At 51.9% G+C, this 19,974-nt stretch carries 16 protein-coding genes; 6 read left to right on the top strand and 10 right to left on the bottom strand.

The window, feature by feature from the left end:
* Nucleotides 1–147 precede the first annotated feature (147 nt).
* Both K7R21_RS07695 and K7R21_RS20945 read right to left on the bottom strand, forming a co-directional pair.
* Nucleotides 148–1,452: a hypothetical protein gene (locus K7R21_RS07695; RefSeq protein ID WP_224982688.1), complete on the bottom strand. Its 1,305-nt coding sequence runs from the start codon at nucleotides 1,450–1,452 to the stop codon at nucleotides 148–150.
* A gap of 41 nt (nucleotides 1,453–1,493) precedes the next feature.
* Entirely contained in the window at nucleotides 1,494–1,868 is a 375-nt protein-coding gene (locus K7R21_RS20945; RefSeq protein WP_224982689.1) for a PilZ domain-containing protein, read from the bottom strand.
* A gap of 416 nt (nucleotides 1,869–2,284) precedes the next feature.
* On the opposite strand from K7R21_RS20945, the gene K7R21_RS07705 reads away from it, so the two are divergent.
* Nucleotides 2,285–2,653, top strand: a complete 369-nt coding sequence (locus K7R21_RS07705; protein ID WP_224982690.1) for a hypothetical protein — start codon at nucleotides 2,285–2,287, stop codon at nucleotides 2,651–2,653.
* Nucleotides 2,654–3,106: 453 nt separating this feature from the next.
* Here K7R21_RS07705 and K7R21_RS07710 read toward each other — a convergent pair whose 3' ends face one another.
* Nucleotides 3,107–5,017: a UvrD-helicase domain-containing protein gene (locus K7R21_RS07710; RefSeq protein WP_224982691.1), complete on the bottom strand. Its 1,911-nt coding sequence runs from the start codon at nucleotides 5,015–5,017 to the stop codon at nucleotides 3,107–3,109.
* A gap of 343 nt (nucleotides 5,018–5,360) precedes the next feature.
* Here K7R21_RS07710 and K7R21_RS07715 point away from each other — a divergent pair, with 343 nt between their 5' ends.
* From K7R21_RS07715 to ftsH, 5 genes are all read left to right on the top strand, one after another.
* Nucleotides 5,361–6,035 (top strand): DUF6639 family protein, encoded by a 675-nt coding sequence (locus K7R21_RS07715; RefSeq protein ID WP_224982692.1) that lies wholly within the window; start codon nucleotides 5,361–5,363, stop codon nucleotides 6,033–6,035.
* A 78-nt stretch (nucleotides 6,036–6,113) separates the two neighbouring features.
* A complete protein-coding gene (locus K7R21_RS07720) occupies nucleotides 6,114–6,524 on the top strand; it encodes a hypothetical protein (RefSeq protein WP_224982693.1) in 411 nt (136 codons plus the stop codon).
* Nucleotides 6,525–6,589: 65 nt separating this feature from the next.
* On the top strand, nucleotides 6,590–7,600 hold the full coding sequence (amrS, locus tag K7R21_RS07725) for an AmmeMemoRadiSam system radical SAM enzyme (RefSeq protein WP_224982694.1): 1,011 nt from the start codon (nucleotides 6,590–6,592) through the stop codon (nucleotides 7,598–7,600).
* 71 nt (nucleotides 7,601–7,671) lie between these two features.
* Nucleotides 7,672–8,160 carry an adenosine-specific kinase gene (locus K7R21_RS07730; RefSeq protein WP_224982695.1) on the top strand — a complete coding sequence of 163 codons (489 nt, stop codon included), beginning with the start codon at nucleotides 7,672–7,674 and terminating at the stop codon, nucleotides 8,158–8,160.
* 78 nt (nucleotides 8,161–8,238) lie between these two features.
* Nucleotides 8,239–10,128, top strand: coding sequence for an ATP-dependent zinc metalloprotease FtsH (ftsH, locus tag K7R21_RS07735; RefSeq protein ID WP_224982696.1), 1,890 nt, complete (start codon nucleotides 8,239–8,241; stop codon nucleotides 10,126–10,128).
* 182 nt (nucleotides 10,129–10,310) lie between these two features.
* Here ftsH and K7R21_RS07740 read toward each other — a convergent pair whose 3' ends face one another.
* The 7 genes from K7R21_RS07740 to K7R21_RS07770 form a co-directional block, all read right to left on the bottom strand.
* Nucleotides 10,311–11,222, bottom strand: coding sequence for a tetratricopeptide repeat protein (locus K7R21_RS07740; RefSeq protein WP_224982697.1), 912 nt, complete (start codon nucleotides 11,220–11,222; stop codon nucleotides 10,311–10,313).
* 416 nt (nucleotides 11,223–11,638) lie between these two features.
* Complete coding sequence (locus tag K7R21_RS07745) at nucleotides 11,639–12,664, bottom strand: tyrosine-type recombinase/integrase (protein WP_224982698.1); 1,026 nt, start codon at nucleotides 12,662–12,664, stop codon at nucleotides 11,639–11,641.
* Between the two features lie 314 nt (nucleotides 12,665–12,978).
* Nucleotides 12,979–13,329 (bottom strand): hypothetical protein, encoded by a 351-nt coding sequence (locus K7R21_RS07750; protein WP_224982699.1) that lies wholly within the window; start codon nucleotides 13,327–13,329, stop codon nucleotides 12,979–12,981.
* Nucleotides 13,330–13,406: 77 nt separating this feature from the next.
* Nucleotides 13,407–14,288: an ArdC family protein gene (locus tag K7R21_RS07755; protein WP_224982700.1), complete on the bottom strand. Its 882-nt coding sequence runs from the start codon at nucleotides 14,286–14,288 to the stop codon at nucleotides 13,407–13,409.
* A gap of 111 nt (nucleotides 14,289–14,399) precedes the next feature.
* Nucleotides 14,400–16,976, bottom strand: coding sequence for an N-6 DNA methylase (locus K7R21_RS07760; protein WP_224982701.1), 2,577 nt, complete (start codon nucleotides 16,974–16,976; stop codon nucleotides 14,400–14,402).
* Nucleotides 16,977–17,038: 62 nt separating this feature from the next.
* Nucleotides 17,039–17,572: a phospholipase D family nuclease gene (locus K7R21_RS07765; protein WP_224982702.1), complete on the bottom strand. Its 534-nt coding sequence runs from the start codon at nucleotides 17,570–17,572 to the stop codon at nucleotides 17,039–17,041.
* A gap of 603 nt (nucleotides 17,573–18,175) precedes the next feature.
* The gene (locus K7R21_RS07770; RefSeq protein ID WP_224982703.1) at nucleotides 18,176–19,672 is read right to left on the bottom strand and encodes a hypothetical protein; all 1,497 of its coding nucleotides are present in this window, start codon (nucleotides 19,670–19,672) and stop codon (nucleotides 18,176–18,178) included.
* Nucleotides 19,673–19,974: the final 302 nt, after the last annotated feature.

A 19,974-nucleotide genomic window follows, 5' to 3' on the forward strand; every position in this document is an offset into this window, starting at 1 on the left:
GATCCGTGATTCAGGGAAACCCGGCTGGACAGGTGCACAGAATCACCCTTTACCACACCGGAACTAACAACGGCAGCTATGCATGTTAAAGGGGGGGCCCATATGGAGCCCCCCCTTAGTTATCGGAACGACGGCGACTTCTTTTACTTATTTTTTCTGCACCGCCGGCTTGGCTGCGTAGAAGGAGAGTTCTCCCTGCTTTACCAGGGAGTTGCAAACGTCTTTGACAAAGATTTCCACCTTGTAGGTGCCGGCGATCCCAGGAATCTTGTAGTTGGCGATGTATTGCACAGCGTTACCGGCAGCGTCAAGGTCCCAACGGATCCCACCGGAACCGTCACCGGCCACATAGGTAGCTGCAGTCTCGCCCGAAGGGAGCTTAACAACGGCCACTACATCGGTGAACGGTGGCAGGAAGGCGCCGGTTGTATCGGTGATTGCCCATTTAATAGCGACATCAGCAGTGGAGTTGAACTGCTTGCCGACAACACTGATGGGGGGGAGAGGTGCCACGCCTACGCCCACCGTAAATGACCTAACATCCGAGCCAGTGTGAATGGTCGGGGTGGCGGCATCGTCCGCCTCTGCTTTCAAGGTGAAGGTACCAATCTGGTTTGCGATGGCATTCTCGGTAAACGTTACCTCCTCGCCCGCTGCTACCGGCAGCGAGACGCTGCTCGAAAGAGCGCCGCTGATATCGTGCTCTACGGCTTCCGCGCAAGTGGTGATAAAGGCGCGGGCGGCGTGAACTCCGGTGCCGGCCCCTTCCTCAGTCGGGTCTACTATTTTGAAGGTTGCCTGCAGCGGAGCATTGAGCAGCAAAGACGCCCCATCAGCAGGGCTGGATATGTTGACGACCGGCGGGAGAGTGTCCAGTTTTACCTGCAGTGGCTCAGCGATGTTGACGGTAAAGGTTTTGTTGGCCGGTCCGACACCACTCCCTTTTTCTGTTTCGGGGTTGGTCATCCTGGTTTGAATGTTTACGATGTACTCCCCCGCCGGTACCGTGCTCGTGTTGGTGAAGGTCAAGCTGACCGCCTGGCTACCTTTGCCCGGGTCGGTAAGCGTGAAGTTCGCGGGAGTAAAGACGAATGCATTCTTGAGGGCGTTCAGCTGCTCCTCGGTCAGGCTGGGGGTGGAGCCGTCCCCGTTATAGACATCGGTCACCCTCACCTCTAAATCGATGTCCGCACCGCTGTCTCCGTTACCGAAAACGTAATCGAGCAACGGATCGCAGGAACCGGTTACGTTTACGCGCGGCGAGAGAACGGTAAAAGTGGCCGTGAACTGGTCCACACTGGTGCGCGTGTAACTGTAGGAGGAAGGAGCGATGTCTACCGCACTAAGCGGGCTGTTGGTGCCGCAGGGCCCCAAGACCGGTTTTTCAGCCATTGCAGTACTGGCCAAAGTTAAAAGCATACCCAAAGCAAGTGTCGATACATTTCTCCTCATGATGCCCTCCATTTAATAGTGTTCAGTTCAGTACTGCGTCGTTATAGGATCCTCGGTTGGTACCTGAAGATTGGTTCCTGATTGTGCATAGTTGTTGTGTCGTCGTCGGCTGCGTCATTTCTCTTGTGCAGCAACTCGGCGACGCATTCGTTGATGGCAACAGCAGTTCCCTGCCTACCGTCAACCTCTTCCACTCGGACTACTTGGGCATGACACGTCAGTTTGACCATCTTGTTAGGCCCCTGATTGGTCAAGCACATGGTCAATTGAACCTCTTCGCCTAGCCCGAGTACCTGGTCGGTGGTGAAGTAGATCCCGTCAGTACTGTAATCCCGGGTGAGGCCAGTCCCTTCTCTGAGTTCGATGGGGACCTCACAGCTATAACGTACTGCTTTTCTGTTCTCCAAACGCCCCATGAGTTGCCCCCCACCTCGATGTCGACGATTGTAGACTTATGGATGCAAACGACAATAACCGAACGGATATATTTCTGCATAGCCGATGGATATATTCCCCTATACCTTTCGGTATATGCCAGTGCATCCATGGACCTCCAGCGCCAAGGTCGACGTCAAAGTGCAGTACGGCTTCAACGGCCTGCTAGCTCCCTACGTCAAGCTCGGGAAGTAGCAACGTCAGCACCAAAATCAAAAGGAGGCGGGGAATTCCCCGCCTCCTTTTGATTTTCAGCCCTTTCCGTACCGGCCCTAAAACATTAAGAATGCACGGGCTGCACTTTAACTCTAAATGTTATTGCGCAAACAGGAGCCTTCGCTATAGTGGTCACGCCGTGTCAGATTGGAAGTTTCCAACAAGGTATATGGAGGTGACCATGCTACGTCTAAAGTTCGACTTAAAAGGAAGGCCTTCGGCAGTTCTGGCCAACTGCAAACGTTACTACAACGGGTTAAGCGGGCTATCCCTGTATCGCAACGTACCAGACCAGGCGATTCCCTTGGCCCGAATAAAAGAGGCCATCGACGACGCAGAGCAGAAATACCAGGCAGCAATCAATTTTGACCGGGTGCAGATCGTGCTGCGCGACAAGTCATTCAAGGAACTTCTCGAGTTGTTCAAAAAGATCGCGGGATATCTGCAACTCATCGCAACGGAAGAAAACATTCCCGAACTTCTCCAAGCCGGCGTCCAGATCGTCACCCCTTTTAAAAAGAGGAAGCAATCCACACCGGCAACGACCTAACTCGGATTGCAGCATGCACAACACCGCTGTGGACCCTCCGGGGGGAGGCTTCCTTCCCCCCGTTTTTCCTGCTTCCCCCCCGCCAAAGTGAAGAGTATGCCACTCCATACGGCCCGATACTCCCGCTCGGTTGAAGGGCATGACACTTCATACGAACCGTCACTCCGATCACGTTGAACGGCATGGCACTTCATATGAACCGGTACTCCAATCACGTTGAACGGCATGGCACTTCATGCGGACCGTCACTCCGATCACGTTGAATGACATGGCACTTCATATGAACCGGCACCCCGATCAAATTGAACGGCATGACCCTTCATATGAACCGGCATTCCGATCAAGTTGAACAGCATGGCACCTCATATGAACCGGCACTCCGATCACGTTGAACGGCATGGCACTTCATACGAACCGGCACTCCGATCAAGGTCAACCGCATGCCAGTTCCCTTTACGTCTCGGACTGGGCCGCGTGACGAAGCCCCTGCGCCAGCGGTTGGTGGTGGACGATGTGGAGGGTCTTGCAGGCGCGGGTGATGGCAACGTACAAGAGGTTGCGGTCCGGGTCAGTCTGCCGGTAGTCGTAGGAGCTGGGGTTGTAGAGGATGACGTTGGAGAACTCGACGCCTTTAATGGCGTGAGCGTGGATGACCTGCACGCCGGGCAGAAAGGAAACCTCCCCTTCGGCGTGCAAACCAGTGACACCGGCGAGCGCCGCGTGCAGTGCTTTGACATCAGCCTTCTTCTTGCAGATCACGCCGGTAAGTGACGTGGGCGCAGCCTGCACCATCCCCTCCACGATGTCTCGGATCTTCGCCATCGACTCTGCGGCATGCCTGGTGGGGTGAAAGCCGACCACGCCGGAATGGGCCTTGGTGGTGTCGGCATTGCGCCCGCTAACCTGGGCAGCCAGGTCGACGATTTCCTTTGGGCAGCGGTAAGAGACGGTCAGATTCTCCTTCTCCAACCCCTGCGACTGGAGCTGGGCGATTACGCTGGAGAACCCTTGGGAGTCCAAGAAGCTCAGGATCTGCTGCTTTTCGTCGGCGCAGATGGTGAGGCTGCGCGCCGCGGAGCTAGCGGCGATGATGGTACGCAACTCAAGCGAGGAGAGGTCCTGGGCCTCGTCGACGACGATGTGGTCGTAGGCGTTGAGCGCCCCGGGCACGACGGCACCGGCCGGGCGGCGCAGTTGGGCCAGGCGGAGCAGGATGCTGACATCCGAGAACGAAACCATCCGATCCTTGGCCGCGAACTTCTTCCGGGCAACCTGCTGGAACTCCGTCCCCGCGTCCGAGCAGAGGGCGGCGACGACGTAGTCCTGCATGAGAAAGCGCCACAGGTCGGTGACCGGCTCGATCTTGGTGGTCTCCTTCACGTACTTCGCGAGAAGAGCCGGCACCCTGCTGCTTTTCTTCTGCGCCCCGAATGGATCGTCGAAGACCGTTTTCAGCGAGTGGACGCCGATGGCGGCAAGCGCCGTCAGGGACCAGGCGCTGTAGGTGTCAACGCGGACGGGGCCGAGCAAGGTGTCGCTGCTCTGCTTGACGTAGTCGCGCAGGACGCGATTGAACATGAGAACGATACACCGCTCCGGACGGTACTTCTCCGGCGCGTCGAACATGAGAAACGAGAGCCGGTGCAGCGCCACCGTGGTCTTCCCTGCTCCGGCCGCGCCGTTTATGACCACCACGCCGTCTCTCAGCTTGGTGATGGCGCGGAACTGCTCCGGGGAGATCAGAGCGGCGATCGAGTCGACCATGCGGTGGTCTTCGGTCCGCTCCTTGGTGTCGGCGGTCGTCTCGACGGCACCGCCGTTCTTATGCCAGGCGCCCCCGCGAAGTTCGTACGTCTCGGAGGGGGTCTCGATGCGGGTCAATGCCTTTCTTGCGATGGTCACCTTGTCCCGGCGGGTGATCACCCCTTCCCTCTCGACGCCCCTGATGGTCAGCTCGTATTCCTCACCGATGTCGTACCCCTCGTAGAAGGGGCCGGTGATCTCAGCCTTTCTCCAGTCGATGACGACCACCCTCTGGCCGTCCATGAGGGTCTGGTTGCCTATCAGGTATTCCTTCTTGCCGATCCGGCGGTCGTTGTCGTGGATGCCTAGGATACCGAAGTACGGAGACGCCTGCTGGGTGAATTCGTGCAGGTATTTGCGCGGCGAGTGATGCCCGTGCTCGATCAGTTTCTCAGCGAGGTCGTTCTTCTCGCGCCAGTCCACCGAACCCAGGCGCTGCTGTTCCAGTTCCCTCGTGTACGCCTCATGCCTGCCGATGGTCTGGAGACGGTCCACCGCGTACCGCTCTATCGCCTCATGCACCCTGTCCAGCCGCTCTATTTCCTGTTGTACGATTACCATCAACTCCCCACAGCCGGAACATAAAAAAGCACCCGCAGGATACCCCGCAAGTGCCTTGTCCTCGAGATGTGTCGAGCCGCCCGCCCCGCAGCGCTCAACGCGGACTAGATATACCCAGATCCATGCCATGTTTCAAGCACTTTCTTCCAGCGTACCGCCGACATCCGGTCTCCCCAGGCATCTCGCACGTACCGCTTCCGCCCGGTGCGTACCCGTGTCATTCATCTCCCCCATGGCCAGATCAAAACGCGCGGCCATCGCAAAGTGATATACTGTCAGTGCATTGAAGGCACTGTCACAGCCGGGCATTTCCCGCGTAGAGATGTCACTGACGGAGGGGAAAATGAAGGCCGGATTTATGCTGGTAGCCCTCGTACTGCATGGCGCCCCTCTCTGTGCCGAAACAAGCCGCATTCTTTGTCAGCACTCCACGATTACCGTCCTTGCCGAAACAAAAGCAATGTCGGATGTCGTATGTGAAGCTGTGCAAGTTGGTGGAGCCTTTCTCAAGTCCCTCGACCTGAACCTTCCCGATAACCTGACCATAACGCTTTCCAAGAAGTTGCCTAAAAACGGTCAACATGGATCGTTAGGATACTACAACGCAACCCGCAATGAAATCTGGCTCCTGGATTACGAGACAGCATGTAATGCAGAACAGACCACGCCACTGTTTGGAATTCCCATGACCCCGTCCATCTGGCGCAGCCTCGTCATCCATGAAATCACACATGCTGCTACGCACAAGGAATTCACATCCGGGGTGCCGACATACTCCGCAAGTGAATACATTGCATCCGTAGTTCAATTTTCGACGCTTCCTGGCGCGGATCAAGAAAAGATAAAAGGCAATTACCCTGGGATATCAGGTTTTACAAGCAGTGCAGAAATTTCAATGATTTACTACATGCTGGAACCTACGAAGTTCATCGTAAATTCTTACCTGCATTTTTGCAGGCAAGGTAACGGAGCGAAGTTCGTGCGCAAGATCTTGCGCGAGGGGTTGCCCGACGATTAGCCAATGCAGGGATATCTTTTCAGCAAGCACCCGCGGGTGCTGGTTGCATCCAAATTCACGAGGGAAGGGAGGGACGGTATGAAAAACCTTATGACAGCCGCGCTGGTCCTTTTAACAACCGCCGTGTTGATGGGCATGGGTAGCCTGGGGGGCGCCCCGGAGGGAGAGGTACCCAAAACGGATGAGAACATCAAGGTGCAGCTTACCGACCGCTCCGGAATGAAAATGGAATTGACCAGGTTTTCTATGAACGGCAAGGTTTTCCTTGAAGGAAAAAAAGGGGCGGGAGACATGAGTGTCTTCTTCCACGACCTCAAAGAAATCGGCTTCGGCCCTGTCAGTGGCGATACGGTGCCAGCCGATTTGCTGCTTAAATCCGGGCGTCACCTCCAGCTGAGCGTACGCACGGGCGCCGTCTTCCATGGCGACACCGGAGACGGAGCCTACCAGATATCCGCACAGGACGTGAGCCGGGTCCAAATTCGCTAGCTCGAGGGGAAGGTCACGAAGCGAAACGAACCAGTGACGTGACACAGGAAGCGCCGGGAGGAGCCATGAAAGAGGCACTGTTTTTCCACCGGGAAGAAGGCAACGCGGTACGCTGCTACCTTTGCCGCTTCGGCTGCCACATAGCCGATGGCGCCCGTGGCATCTGCGCCGTGCGGGAGAACCGGCACGGTACGCTCTACAGCCTGGTCTACGGCAAACTGTGCGCCGAGCATGTCGATCCGATAGAGAAAAAACCGCTCTTCCACGTCATGCCGGGTACCATGTCCTATTCCATAGCCACGGTGGGATGCAACTTCCACTGCCGCCACTGCCAGAACTACACCATTTCCCAAATCGAGCGTGGCGCCCCCATCACGGGAACCGGGCGTTCCCCCTTGGAAATCGTACAAAGGGCCCGGGATACCGGTTGCCGTTCTATCTCCTACACCTACACCGAGCCGACCGTATTTTTTGAATTCGCCTACGACACAGCCATCCTTGCCAAAGAAGCCGGCCTGAGCAACGTTTTCGTCACCAACGGCTACATCAGCAAGGAAGCGCTCTCCATGATTGCGCCCTGCCTGGATGCGGCCAATATCGACCTCAAAGGCTTCTCCGAGAGCTTCTACCGGGACGTCGTCCATGCCCGTCTCTCCGAAGTCCTTGACTCCATCATCGAGTATCGCAGGCAGGGGATTTGGCTGGAGCTGACCACACTGATCATACCGGGGCTGAACGATTCCGAAGCCGAACTGCAGGGTATAGCGCAATTCATCGTCACGAACCTGGGCATCGACACCCCCTGGCACGTGACCCAGTTCTACCCTACCTACCAGTTGACCGACCGGCCACGGACACCGGTGGAGACACTGCGCAAGGCGCGTGACATCGGTCGCGCCGCCGGCCTTAACTACGTCTACGAAGGAAACGTCCCCGGCGAGGGAGGAGAGAATACGTGGTGCCCCTCTTGCTCAGCGCTCTTGATCAAGCGTTACGGTTTTACAATCGACACCAACAGGATTCACAACGGGGCCTGCCCAGAATGCGGCGCCACCATAGCCGGCCTCGGCATCTGAAAACGAAACGGCAAGGCACGGGAAAGCGGGACGAACGGTTGCTGGTCATCTTGTAACCAAGGGAGGGACCTATGAACCTGGAAATACACGACGTGAAAATCGAGTACCCCGAGGGATGCAACATCATCCTGGGCCAGACGCACTTCATCAAGACCGCCGAGGACCTGTACGAAGTCATCGCCACGACGGTGCCGCAGGCCCGCTTCGGGGTCGCCTTTACCGAGGCATCCGGCCCGTGCCTGATCAGGACCGAGGGGAACGATGAAGAGCTGGTCCAGGGGTGCGTGCAGGTGCTCAATGCCATAGGCGCCGGCCATGTCTTTTGTGTGCTGCTGCGCGACGCCTACCCCATCAACGTGCTCAACCAGATCAAGAACTGCCCGGAGGTGTGCCGGATTTACTGCGCCACGGCAAATCCGCTCCAAGTGATCGTTGCCTCGACCCTTCAGGGGTGGGGTATTCTCGGGGTCGTCGACGGGCTGCCGCCCAAAGGGGTGGAAACGGACGAGGACCGGCAGGAGCGGCGCGACCTGCTGCGTCGTATCGGCTACAAGCGCTGAGGGATCCAGTGGCGTGGCGAGAAACTGACAATCTGATGGGGCAGCATCCCGAGTGTTCAGTTCAGACATGGGTGGATCATGAATGACACGAAGCAAGGCTCACCCCCCGATATCCCGAATTTCTGGAAGGTCGCACCGTTCCTGCTCGTTATTCTGCTCGCGTCGCTATGGAACAGCACGTCCAACCTCAATGCCCCCCTGCGCCATGAGATCAACTACAGCCAGTTCATGGAGCAGCTTGGCGCGGGCAATATCAAATCGGTGGTCATCAGGAAGGAAACACTGAACGGCGAACTCCGCAGCGAGGCGAGCCTCACGCTGCAGGAAAGGGGAAAACCCGAGCAGGTGAAATATTTTCAGACCATACTTCCCGCGTTCCAGGGGGAGGGGCTGCTTGCCCGGCTGCAGGAACAAAAGGTGACCATCAGTATCGAATCCGCCGAACACGGTGCGGTGTGGCAGACGGTGGTGGCTTTGCTCCCCTGGCTGCTCATCATCGGTGTCTGGATAGTGATCCTGAGAAGGAACCAGCAGATACAGGGCGGCCCAGGGGGAATCTTTACCTTTGGGGCAAGCAAGGCCAGGCTCTATGACGTCAACAAGCCGAGCGTGACCTTCAATGACGTTGCCGGCATGGACAACGTTAAGCTGGAACTGAAGGAAACCATCGAGTTCCTGACGGACCCCTCCCGCTTTGAAAGGATCGGGGCGAAGGTTCCCAAGGGAGTGTTGCTGGTCGGTCCACCGGGGACCGGCAAGACTCTGATTGCCCGCGCTACGGCAGGCGAGGCTGCCGTCCCCTTTTACAGCATCAGCGCCTCCGAATTTGTCGAGATGTTCGTGGGGGTCGGTGCCTCACGTGTCAGGGATATGTTCAAGAAGGCCAAAAGCACCCATCCGAGCATCATCTTCATCGACGAGATCGACGCGGTCGGCCGGACCCGGGGCACGGGGCTCGGCGGCGGACATGACGAGCGAGAACAGACTTTGAACCAACTGCTGAGCGAAATGGACGGTTTCGACCCGCACGAGGAGGTAATCGTTATGGCTGCGACCAACCGGCCCGACGTGCTGGACCCGGCGCTCCTCAGGCCGGGAAGGTTCGACCGCCATATCGTGATCGACCGGCCCGGCTGGAAGGAGCGTAAAGCGATCCTCGACATCCATGTGCGGGGCAAGAAGCTGGCAGCGGATGTGGATCTGGAAACCCTGGCCAAGGGGACGCCGGGGATGACCGGCGCTGACCTCGAAAACCTTGCCAACGAAGCGGCGCTGGTGGCCTTGAGGCAAGGGAAGGAGCTGGTGGACGCGCATGATTTCAGCGAGGCCAAGGACATCATCCTGATGGGGTCGGTCAAGGAGCTGACCATCAGTGACGAGGAAAAGCGGATCACCGCCTACCATGAGGCCGGCCACACCCTCGTCGCCTGGCAACTGCCGGGCGCAGATCCGATCTACAAGGTCAGCATCATCCCCCGTGGCATGGCGATGGGGGTGACACAGCTTCTACCGGGGGAAGACCGCCACTATTATCCCCGCTCCTACCTGATGAACCGGCTGAGCATCAGCCTTGCGGGCAGGGTCGCGGAGAAGATGGTGTACGCCGAGTTCAGCAGCGGAGCGCAGAATGACCTCAAAGACGCAACGGCGCTGGCCGAGAAGATGGTGGCGCAATGGGGGATGAGCGACAAGGTCGGCCCGATGAACCTCGGCCGCGGCGAAGAACATCCCTTCCTCGGCAGGGAGCTTTCCTTACCCAAGCGCTACAGCGAGGAAATGGCCTGGGTCATGGACCAGGAGATCCAGCAGATCATAAGGGAAGCGGAGGCAACTGCGACCAAGGTACTGGAGGAGAGGAGGCATACCCTCGATGCCCTGGCAGCGGCGCTGCTGCAGGAAGAGGTACTCGAGATGGCGGATGTGGAGCGGATACTGCGGGATTCTTCGCCGCAGGCACGCCTGGTTTAAGCCTCCCCGCCTCGGCCACACAATCCCCCCCTCCCGAAGACATGTCCCCCTCCAGATATGAGTGTCTGAACAAACAAAGCCGCCCGGGTGGGCGGCTTTGTCAAGGCAGGTGCGGTGCCGGTCGGGGTAAGGACCATTAGACCCAACTGCTCAGGTTCGAAGTGGGATCACGTCTTGAATTTTTAGATACTTTCAGTCGCTGCAGTATTAAAAATCTGAGTAAGTTCCGGCATATCAGGCCATATTTCATGTGCTTTTTTATAGCAGTCCAAAGCTTCATCTGACAAACCTTGTGCTTTAAGCGCATTACCTAAATTGTAATAGGCCTGTGCAAAATCAGGTTTAATAGATAAAGCTTTTTTGTAATGAACGATAGCATCGTCTATTTTCCCCATTTTGCTGAGGGTGTATCCCAAATTGTTATGTGCCTTTGAATAATCGGGATTTAGGCTAAGTGCACGCTGAAGACATTCCACTGCCTTTTCCAGATCATCCTTTTTCAGGTAAACCGTTCCAAGATTGAAGTGCGCCTCGTAGTAATCTGGGTTTAGCGTTACAGCTTGCCCGTATGACGTTATAGCCTCATCCAACTCGCCCAAGTTGTTAAACAGGTTGCCTAAATTGAAATGGTCCTGAACAGTATTCGCAATAAGATCTCTAATCTTTTTAAAACATGCATTCGCCTTTTCAGGCAGGTTTAAGGAGTTGTATATGGACCCAATTCTGATGCAATAGTTGTAGTTATCCGGGTCGGCTTTCAAACATTTTTCAAGAAAGTCGACAGCTAGGTCTTTATCACCTTTATTCTGGGCGATCAGACCCAGACCAAGAAGGGCATCCGGCTGATTTGGCTCAATTTTAAGCACATTACCATAAATAGCCTCGGCCATATCCAATCGGCCCGCCCCCTGGTGTTCTACAGCGGTCATAATTGCCTTGGGAATGGTAACGGCCTCATCGCGAGGAATGGAACACGCTTCACGTAAACCGGACAATGCTTTAAATCTCTGACTTTCAATTAATTGCAAACAACAGAACTTGTATTTTTTACCACTTCCGCATGGACATTTAGCATTGCGACTAATATTGGTCATTTGTTCCTTCCCCTTTAGCATAGGTTTGAACTGTCACAAAAAGTTAACATTTTTAGCCTTGGCCATTCAACAGTAAAAGCTAATAGAAATCAATTTTTTTCATTCATCCGCAAAAGTAATCCCCGACCTGAACAGAGTCACTCTGAATCACTGGTTTACGCTCGCACCACAGATAGAAAAGTTCCCTTTGCAACCCATGTGCACTACCATAAAGAAAAAAGGCTTACAGCATTGCGCTGTAAGCCCTTGTTTCTTTGGCGTCCCCGAGACGATTCGAACGTCCGACCCCTTATGCACGGAGACAAGCTACGTCAACTATATGAAAACATTATCTTTCCATATAGAACAAGTATCGTAATAGCTGGAGCCTCTTAGCTCCCTATCTGCTGCTTTTATACCCAGTTTTATACCTAACTTCAAGCACTATCTTCGCAGTCGTGTTGAGAGCTTGGCACCTCCAACACTTCTACAGCTTGTACCAACTTAACTGGGTTCAGGTGTGCATACCTCTCCGTGATCTGTACTGAACTGTGACCAAGCCACTCCTTAACGACCATGATATCTATCCCAGCGTTGAGCAACCTACTGGCGCAGGTATGCCGAAGAGCATGAAGCACGAACTCCTTATCACCACTTAGCCCCATCTCTGCCCTACACCACTGCCATGCTCTCTCCATCTCTGCTTTCGATATCGTAAAAGGCTTTACCTTGCTCACCTCCTGCCGCTGCTCCAAGATCATCCGTACCCTCTTCGTCATCGGTATGCTCCTGGGCCTATCTCCCTTATTGATCCAAATGCTTATCAAGTTGCTGGTGTAGCTCACATCCTCATACTTCAGGTTCAGTAGCTCCGACAGCCTCAGACCGGTCCCAACCAAGACCTCAACCATATCAGCAGCATCCGTGTAATACGCTCTCTTACCTTGCTGCTCTGCTCCTTGTAGCAGCTCGATAACCTTTTGCTCCTCATCCCTGGTCAGCACCCGTATCCTTCCGTTACGTTCCTTCTTGAGCTTGATGTAGTCCACCTGGAGCCTGTAGTGCTTCATGATGGTCTTTAGGGTAGCAAGGTAGCGGTTGATGGTGGCAACCGATACCCCTCTGCTCTCCAGCTTCCGTACAAGATCCGTAACGACATGATCTCCTACCGAGGATAAGACCACGTTCCCCATCTGCTCCAGGAGCATCTTTGCACGCTTATAGCTCCCGTATCCATCCTTGTTGCTAGACCACTTGGATGTATAGACATTTTCAATAGCATCCGACAACATCACCTTAGCTGCTTTCTGCTCCTTGGTTGCTCCTGATAGCACCCTTGCACGTTCCTTGGCCTCTACCTGCTTAGCTTCCTTCTTGGTGCATCTCCCTGTTGTCTTGAACGTTCTCTCCCCGTTGATAACGAAATCCATGTAGAACACCTTGCCTCTCTTGTACACTGACATTTTGTTGCCTCCTTGATACACGAAGAGGAGCTTATAAGGCTCCTCTTTCGTGTCGTTTATAGCTCACTTGGCTTCCATATTTGCCCTACAACAGGACTTTACACATCCCGACACATTACCCCCTGCCTAACCTGATATAGAGCATCTTCAACAGCATCTCGCCACATGACTGACACATGATGCTCGGCGCACTCTCTTTAGCAGGTACGAAGACGTCCTTGACCACATCGACACGGCCAAAACGAACAGCATGTGCTGTCTCGTAGCTCCTCAATATCTTGTTGCAGTATTCACAACGCATGATCGCACCTCCATCAGTACAGATAGTCGAACAACACCGCTGCTATCATCGTTGGCTCCATGCTTTCCCAATAACCTCCTAACTTCTCACGGATCTCCTGACTACCATGCAGGTACACGCTGTTGATGGCGTGATGCTCTTTCCCCATGTAGCTGTTAAACCCGATGTATCCCTTGCCTTGGTTGATGCTGAGCGTGTAGGTCCCAATACCGAACATGAAAGCATGGACCATATCACCTGGAGCATAAGGGATGTCGTAGCTGTTCCCCATGTAGCCAATGGTGCAGGTATTGTATGCCCTGTATGCCCCGTGGTGTCGGTAGCTGACTTTGATGACTGGCGTGATGTCTTGCATTGGTTGCATGACAACCTCCTTAAACGACGAAAGGGCGATACCTTGGATAGGTAGCCGCCCTTTTCGTCTCTGCTATGTTGATGATGTTAGTCGGTTAGGTCTTCCTGGTGGGAAACGTTGAGGATGTAGTCTGCTGCCTTCTGAGCTTGAGCGGCAGCATGAACCAACAAGGTCTTATCGTTCTTGAGAGCCTTCAACCAACCAGCTATGTATGCAGCACTGTTCTCAATGGTCCTGTGCTCGATCCCCGCATGACCGCTTAGAAACGATGCCCCGATTTGAGCTACAAGTTCCTCTTTCGAGTATTCATGACTTCCAAAGTACGATGGCTCCAAGATACCTTTCCTTCCAAGTCTGCTACTGTGACCTGTAGAGTGAGACAGTTCGTGGAACAACGTATCGTAATAGGATTCTGGTGTATCAAATGCCTCTGGTTTAGGCATTTTCACATAATCAAGGACAGGTGAATATGCGGCGACACCTCCCCCATGTTTTATCCCTGGTCTGTAAGGCATCCCTGCTACTATCTGCTCCGCTCGCTCGATGGGAGTGAAGGTGTTACTTACCTCCTCGGTCTTTGGTGCTTCAATGCCTTCTGTCTGCTCCAGGTTGAACACGTTATAGAACCTTAGCAGCGGGACCTTACCACCATTACCCTGCTCACCTTCGCCCACTGGCTCATCTCCATCCTTGCGGTCTACCCATTTCCAGAAGATTACAGGTACGCTCCTACTACCCTTCTTGACATGCCCTCCGCGATCCTGCACCTGCTTAAAGGTCAACCACCATTGGCTACCGAACTCCTGGCACCCCAACAGGAACACATTGACACCTCTGTACTCCTTCTTGCTGATGAGGTTCATAGGCATACTGCTACCCGCGTTCCATGTCTTCCTCCAAGGTATCGTTCCCCTCTCCAATAGCTCCATGATCCTACTGTTGATTACTTCATAAACGTCCGTTCCCATAGTCGTTCTCCTTCCACGCAGTATGTTGGCTGGCCAGCCTGGAAAGATAAAAAAAGGCCATACCCGTTATGGATATGGCCTTTGAGGTTACCGTGTATTTGGAAGCCTATGTCATTGATTGACACCGAGAAGTTCAGCAAGTGTACGTTCAGCTGTAAGATTAGAAGCTATGGAAAGCTCAAGTGATTCTATAGACTCAAGAACGCTCTTTCCTATTTTCTTGATAAGCTTCTCGTCACGGGGGATAGGTATTGGGATTTCCGCGATGACGTCGGGTTCAAGGTGTTCTTGGTTTGTTCCATAGGCATTCTTCAGCATCAAGCTTTGTCCAGTTTCGCTCTTAAGGAACTCGTAGACGTACCCCCTGAGATATCTATCCTCTATAACAACCCTTATCAAATTGTTGGTCGCAACATGACCATCATGCTGCTGAAGAGCATATGTCACGCGTCCCAATGTACCGGAGTCAGAGATAAGAATGTATCCTTTGTAAATTGTTAAGGCTTCCAGGTTCTTCAGAACCTGTTTGCTTGCCCTTTGTTCATCAAGATACTTTATGTTATCAGAGTTAAGCTGGGTTAACGCGGTGCCTGTGAAGTATTTCCTGATTGTTGGACCTGAAGTCACACCTATCTCAGCGTATGGACGTTTAAACCGAGGTCCGTTAAAGACCGTCGCTATATCACCTAGACGGTGCAACTGGAAGTCATCTGATTCGCCTAGCAGCAAGACATGCTCAAATGCAGCATTGTGCTTCGGTAGATACTGTATGGGATTGAACGACAACGAGTCTGACTTAAGATCGCTACGCTTGATAGAGAAACGGAACTCACTTTCTACTAATTCACCTGCAACGAACTTATGATAATCTTCAGCAATGTCACTTAGGTCCTCATCGAGAACAAAGCACCCACTTTTGATAACAGGATTACCCTCGCTATCACGCTTGTAAATGGGCTCTCCCCTACTCGTCTGTCCTATCTTATTAGATATAGCCATGTAGATAGGATAATCACCAACAACTTCTTTATTATTGAGTTTCTTTAGGAATATAACAGATGCTTTGGATCCACAGAAAGGCTCGAAAGTATCTTCATGCAGGTTGACGACAGCTAATAGCTTGCACGTAGATAGCACTCTGTTTCGAACAGCTAAGGCTTCTCGGTTGTCGAGTTGCCCCTTTGCCATAACGATACCTAAAACACCCCCAGGTTTTAACCATTCGACGCACCTTTCAAGGAAAAGCAACTCAGGAGCTACACCTACCTTGGAATTAAGCCTCTCCTCATACCTAAAGACACCATCGTCATCAACGTTCCACACTCGACCTGCAGCAAAATGTCGTAATATGTTTGGTTCCTTGATTCTAATATCATAACCTGCACCAAACGGGGGGTTGGTAAGGATCATAGAAACCATCCCAGCCCCTGCTCTTTCACGGAACGTAGCTGTTAACTTGTTTATATCATCCAGGCTGTTGCCTCGCTCTATACCACCGTGGCCATCCTTTCCAAGAAGCATGTTAGCCTTGGCTATCTTGACAAGCTTTGGCGAAATATCGACACCAAACAGTTGATGAACTACATTTCTCTTAAGAACTTCTTTAGCATTGGGGGTTCTGTTTGAGTTGTCGATCTTACCAAAGATGTAGTTCATAGCGGTAATGAGGAACCCCCCAGAGCCACATGATGGATCTAGAATAACATCTTTCTCCGTAGGATTCAGCATTCTCACCATCATATTGACGGCTAGACGGTTCGTAAAGAACTGACCCCTTTCCCCTTTCAGATGCGATGCAACATAGACTTCATATGCTGTACCTATAACATCATGAGGTGCGTCCATAAACGCGTACTGTTGCAACTGAGATATAACTATTGCAAGTTGGTCGTCTGAAGCAGTGATCTTCTCGTGGGATGTGAATACATCTGGAAAACGATCACGTACGACTTTAAACAGTGCTTGTACACGTCCACAGGCTAAGCTCTTCAACTTAGGATCGCCATACTCATCAGGCGTTATGCTGAAGTCGCAGTCATCTTTACTACTTGATTCATCCTCTAACTTGGCGAGAATGATCCTTACCATATCTAATGCAACATCTTCAGAATCAATTCCTGTTCGGTACATAGCATTGTGGCAACGCTTGAACGCGATTTTAAGGTCGACAGGAACGATGAGATCAGATTTCTTTAGGTGGCCAATGCTATCCCAGCCATGTCCATACTTGGGGAGGCCAAGCCAGTTTATGATGTTGCCGGTGTTCGGATCTTTACGGTAAAAGATTATCGTACTTCCATTGGTCCAGAACCCACCTTGAGCTGAGGTAGCAGCAGCTATGTAAGACACCCCTTGCCCATCAGGTGCTTTTATGGATGGAGCTTTGACTTCACCAATGATCAGGATCTTCCCTTGGTTATTCTCAGCACACGCAAGTTCATCAGCGTAAATAACTATATCAGCACGTTTTTTCTCCGTACCGATGTTTATAGTACGCTCTAGTGCGATGAAAGCTTTAGGGTAACCAAGCTCCTCAACGAGAGCTACCGTCATCTTCTGCCTGATACGCTCCTCAGGTGTGTTCTCACGCCTTACATCAGGATTGAGGTAATCAATTATCTTCCCTTTTGCATCCAAAGGAACTTGATGTTCCTGAGATTCCACCCACTTATCAAGCTCTGCAGACATCTAGACCCCTTTTTTCGTTGTAGTCGTCAGCTGGAAGTTAAAGCACTAAAAGTGAATCTGTGTCATTTCCTTATGTAACATACCGAATGTGCTTTATGTTCCTCAAAGTTCCTCACGTACCTATTGACTAGAGGTGAGTTATCTTTGATTATCAAAAGGTTTTCGGCATTCTTATCTTCTGCTGCCTTCGTGAAGTTAAAACTTCCAGTGACCACAGTACTGTGATCAATGATTATAATCTTGTTGTGCGCAATAGCATGTTCAGAGTCAATATACGTAGCTATACCCGCATGGGCTATGAAGTCTGCTGAAGTATATCTTTCTCTACGCTGACTTTTGTCCAAGACTGCTACGATGTCTACCCCGCGCTTACGTGCGTCCACAAGCGCCTTAGCTATAGGCTTGCTGGTAAAGGAGTAGGCTTGTACCAGAATCTCACTCTTAGCTGAGTTGAGTTCTCTAACGATGGCCTCTTCTGCTCCTCCTCTAGGAGAGAAGTAGACATCGGTGGTGCCGATGGATTGAAAACGGTCTGCTATCGAAAGTACAGGTACCAGAAGGAGAGCGGAGACCAAACCGACGATACGCTTCTTCACTGCCCCCTCCTGACACGCAGCACATTGGTGCTATGCTAAAATGGCTACTAGTAGCACATCAAGCATGGAAAATCAATATGATGCCTCTTCCTTATCGAAAGCATCTGTTATGTCAGCAGAAACGATGCCGGGGTTGGACCTATTGGTGAACCGAATGCGAGCCAAATCACCCTGGCTACGTTTCCCGCCAACAAGAATCAGCCCCCTACAGTGCCTATGCAGTCTGGTCTTCAAGGAGACATCACCTAGCTCCTCGCTTAACCTAGCAAGCACAACCCCTTCCTCCCTCACAAACACCCTCGTGGCTTCCATATTTCCTCTACAGAGCACATTCACACCGCAACCTATATCGCAACATCCGTTCACCTCAAACACCGCCCTCTCTTTAAAAAGATGGACAACGTGAAGCTCTACATACTCAGGCGTTACACTTTCCCATCGACCGATGAATCTGAGCAACTTCCTGTTATACAGCAGCTACTTAGACGAAGGTGTAACCAATAATGGTGTTAAAAGGGGGGGGCAACCCCCCTTTCTTAGCTACATGACCACACTAGAACTCTCTTACTACTTACACCAACACATCTTACTTATACAATACATCTAACTCATCTTAGTATCACACTTACAATCAGCTCCATGAACCTCTATCTGATACATGTTATCAGGAACTTGCTTTGTTTCTTTGTAGTACAGCATACGATGCTTAAGCTGCTCATTGGTCATGTAGCCAACGTTGTATTCGTATAAAGCCTGCTCCTGGGGATAGGTGTGACGTTCTGAATACTTAAAGACAACAATATCGTTAATGTCCATGTTCTCTTGTGCTCTGAAAGCTGCCCTCATCTCATTGGATACACGATCTTCATATACCCTTGGAAACACGAAGCTGTCGTGTACTGACAGTACAGGTATCTTTTCTTGGGTCAGGATACCAAGCACACGTGCTGCTATCTGGGAGTCCTGGTATTGCAGCTTGATTCCAATACCACTAAAGAAGTGTCTCCTTATGGGGTCGTGGAACAGCATCATGTCTTGTGTAGCTTTCTCGATATTAGGAAGCTCATCGAGTGGTGGATACTTGTAGGGCTTCTTGTTGTAGTCCTTCATAAAGGCTTTGGTAACATCAACCCAAGGATCGGAGTTCAAGAGTATAAGTGTTAAGGTTTTAAAGACATTACGTGTTAGCTTCGTCTGCTCATACCCAGGAACACGATAAGGATCTTCGACACCATACGGCCTACCCTCCATAGCATATAACATCTTAAGGTGCATCCCCTTGAAGTCGTACTCCATGACTTCCTGGTTATTCATTATGATACGGGTCCTAAGATCTTCAGGTATACCCATCCAGAAGCCACAATAGAACCTCCCACCTTGGGTAAAGCTCCCATTGCTGAAGATACGTTTAACAGCTTTACGGGACATATCTATATAGAGACACTTTGTAGACACGTAATCACTTACATCAAGATCCAAGTACGTATTCTTTAACAAATCATTGTAAGCAAGTACGAGATTACGCTTCCTGCGTGCATCGTTGTAGGAGTTATCAGCATAGTCGATCTTCTTCTTATATTTGCTCTTAAGGATAATGACTTCACATCTACTAGCTACACGCAACAACTCCTTACTGAACTCAAACTTCAGGAACAAGTCAACAAGCCTCTGCTCAGCCTTGATACGTGACCGCTTGGCAACCTTCACTCGTTCATCGTGGAACCCTCTTTTGTAGGAAAGATATCCCTTATTAATAAGGTAGTCAGACAGTCTCCTCATGGGCCTGTAAGCTACACGGTTTACATTGTATCTGAAGGCTTCGCTGTATCCTGCTGGTCTCCTCGAATATGCCACCCACTTTCTAGGACTGATGAGCCAACACTTGTAAAGGTTAAGCAGCAGCACAGTCATGTTCATAACAGCAACATCTAACTTATAACCCATTTCGCTACATAGTTGTTGAACTGCTCCCTGCACCCTCCTATCGTCAGAGTACAGTTCTACATCGAATGGCATGTAGTTGTTATAATCAGGAGTATCGTTCTCCTCCTGCAAGACTTCATCCTCTTCAACTTTCACACCCCCTTCCTCAGGGTTCATAGTTACCTCTTTATCACTTAATGAATCGCGTCCAGAGTGTGGGGCAAGTACTACACTCAGCAGCAGCGCATCAGGGCTCTGCAGAGACCACTACCACCCTTGACTCTTAACAAGCCACAGCCGTTGAACAGGATGACTCCAGCAACAGTGCGGGTTTACAGATCCTCTTCGGTTCAAGTGGGTCGCTATTTTACTCATTCGAGTCGGTCCCAAAATAAACCAAGAATAAACTGAAACCACCAGTAATCACTACAGATTTTGACGTACTGGGTACTATACAGGGAAAAGGGGCTGCACCCATT

This window comes from Geomonas agri, assembly GCF_020179605.1.
Classification (GTDB): domain Bacteria; phylum Desulfobacterota; class Desulfuromonadia; order Geobacterales; family Geobacteraceae; genus Geomonas; species Geomonas agri.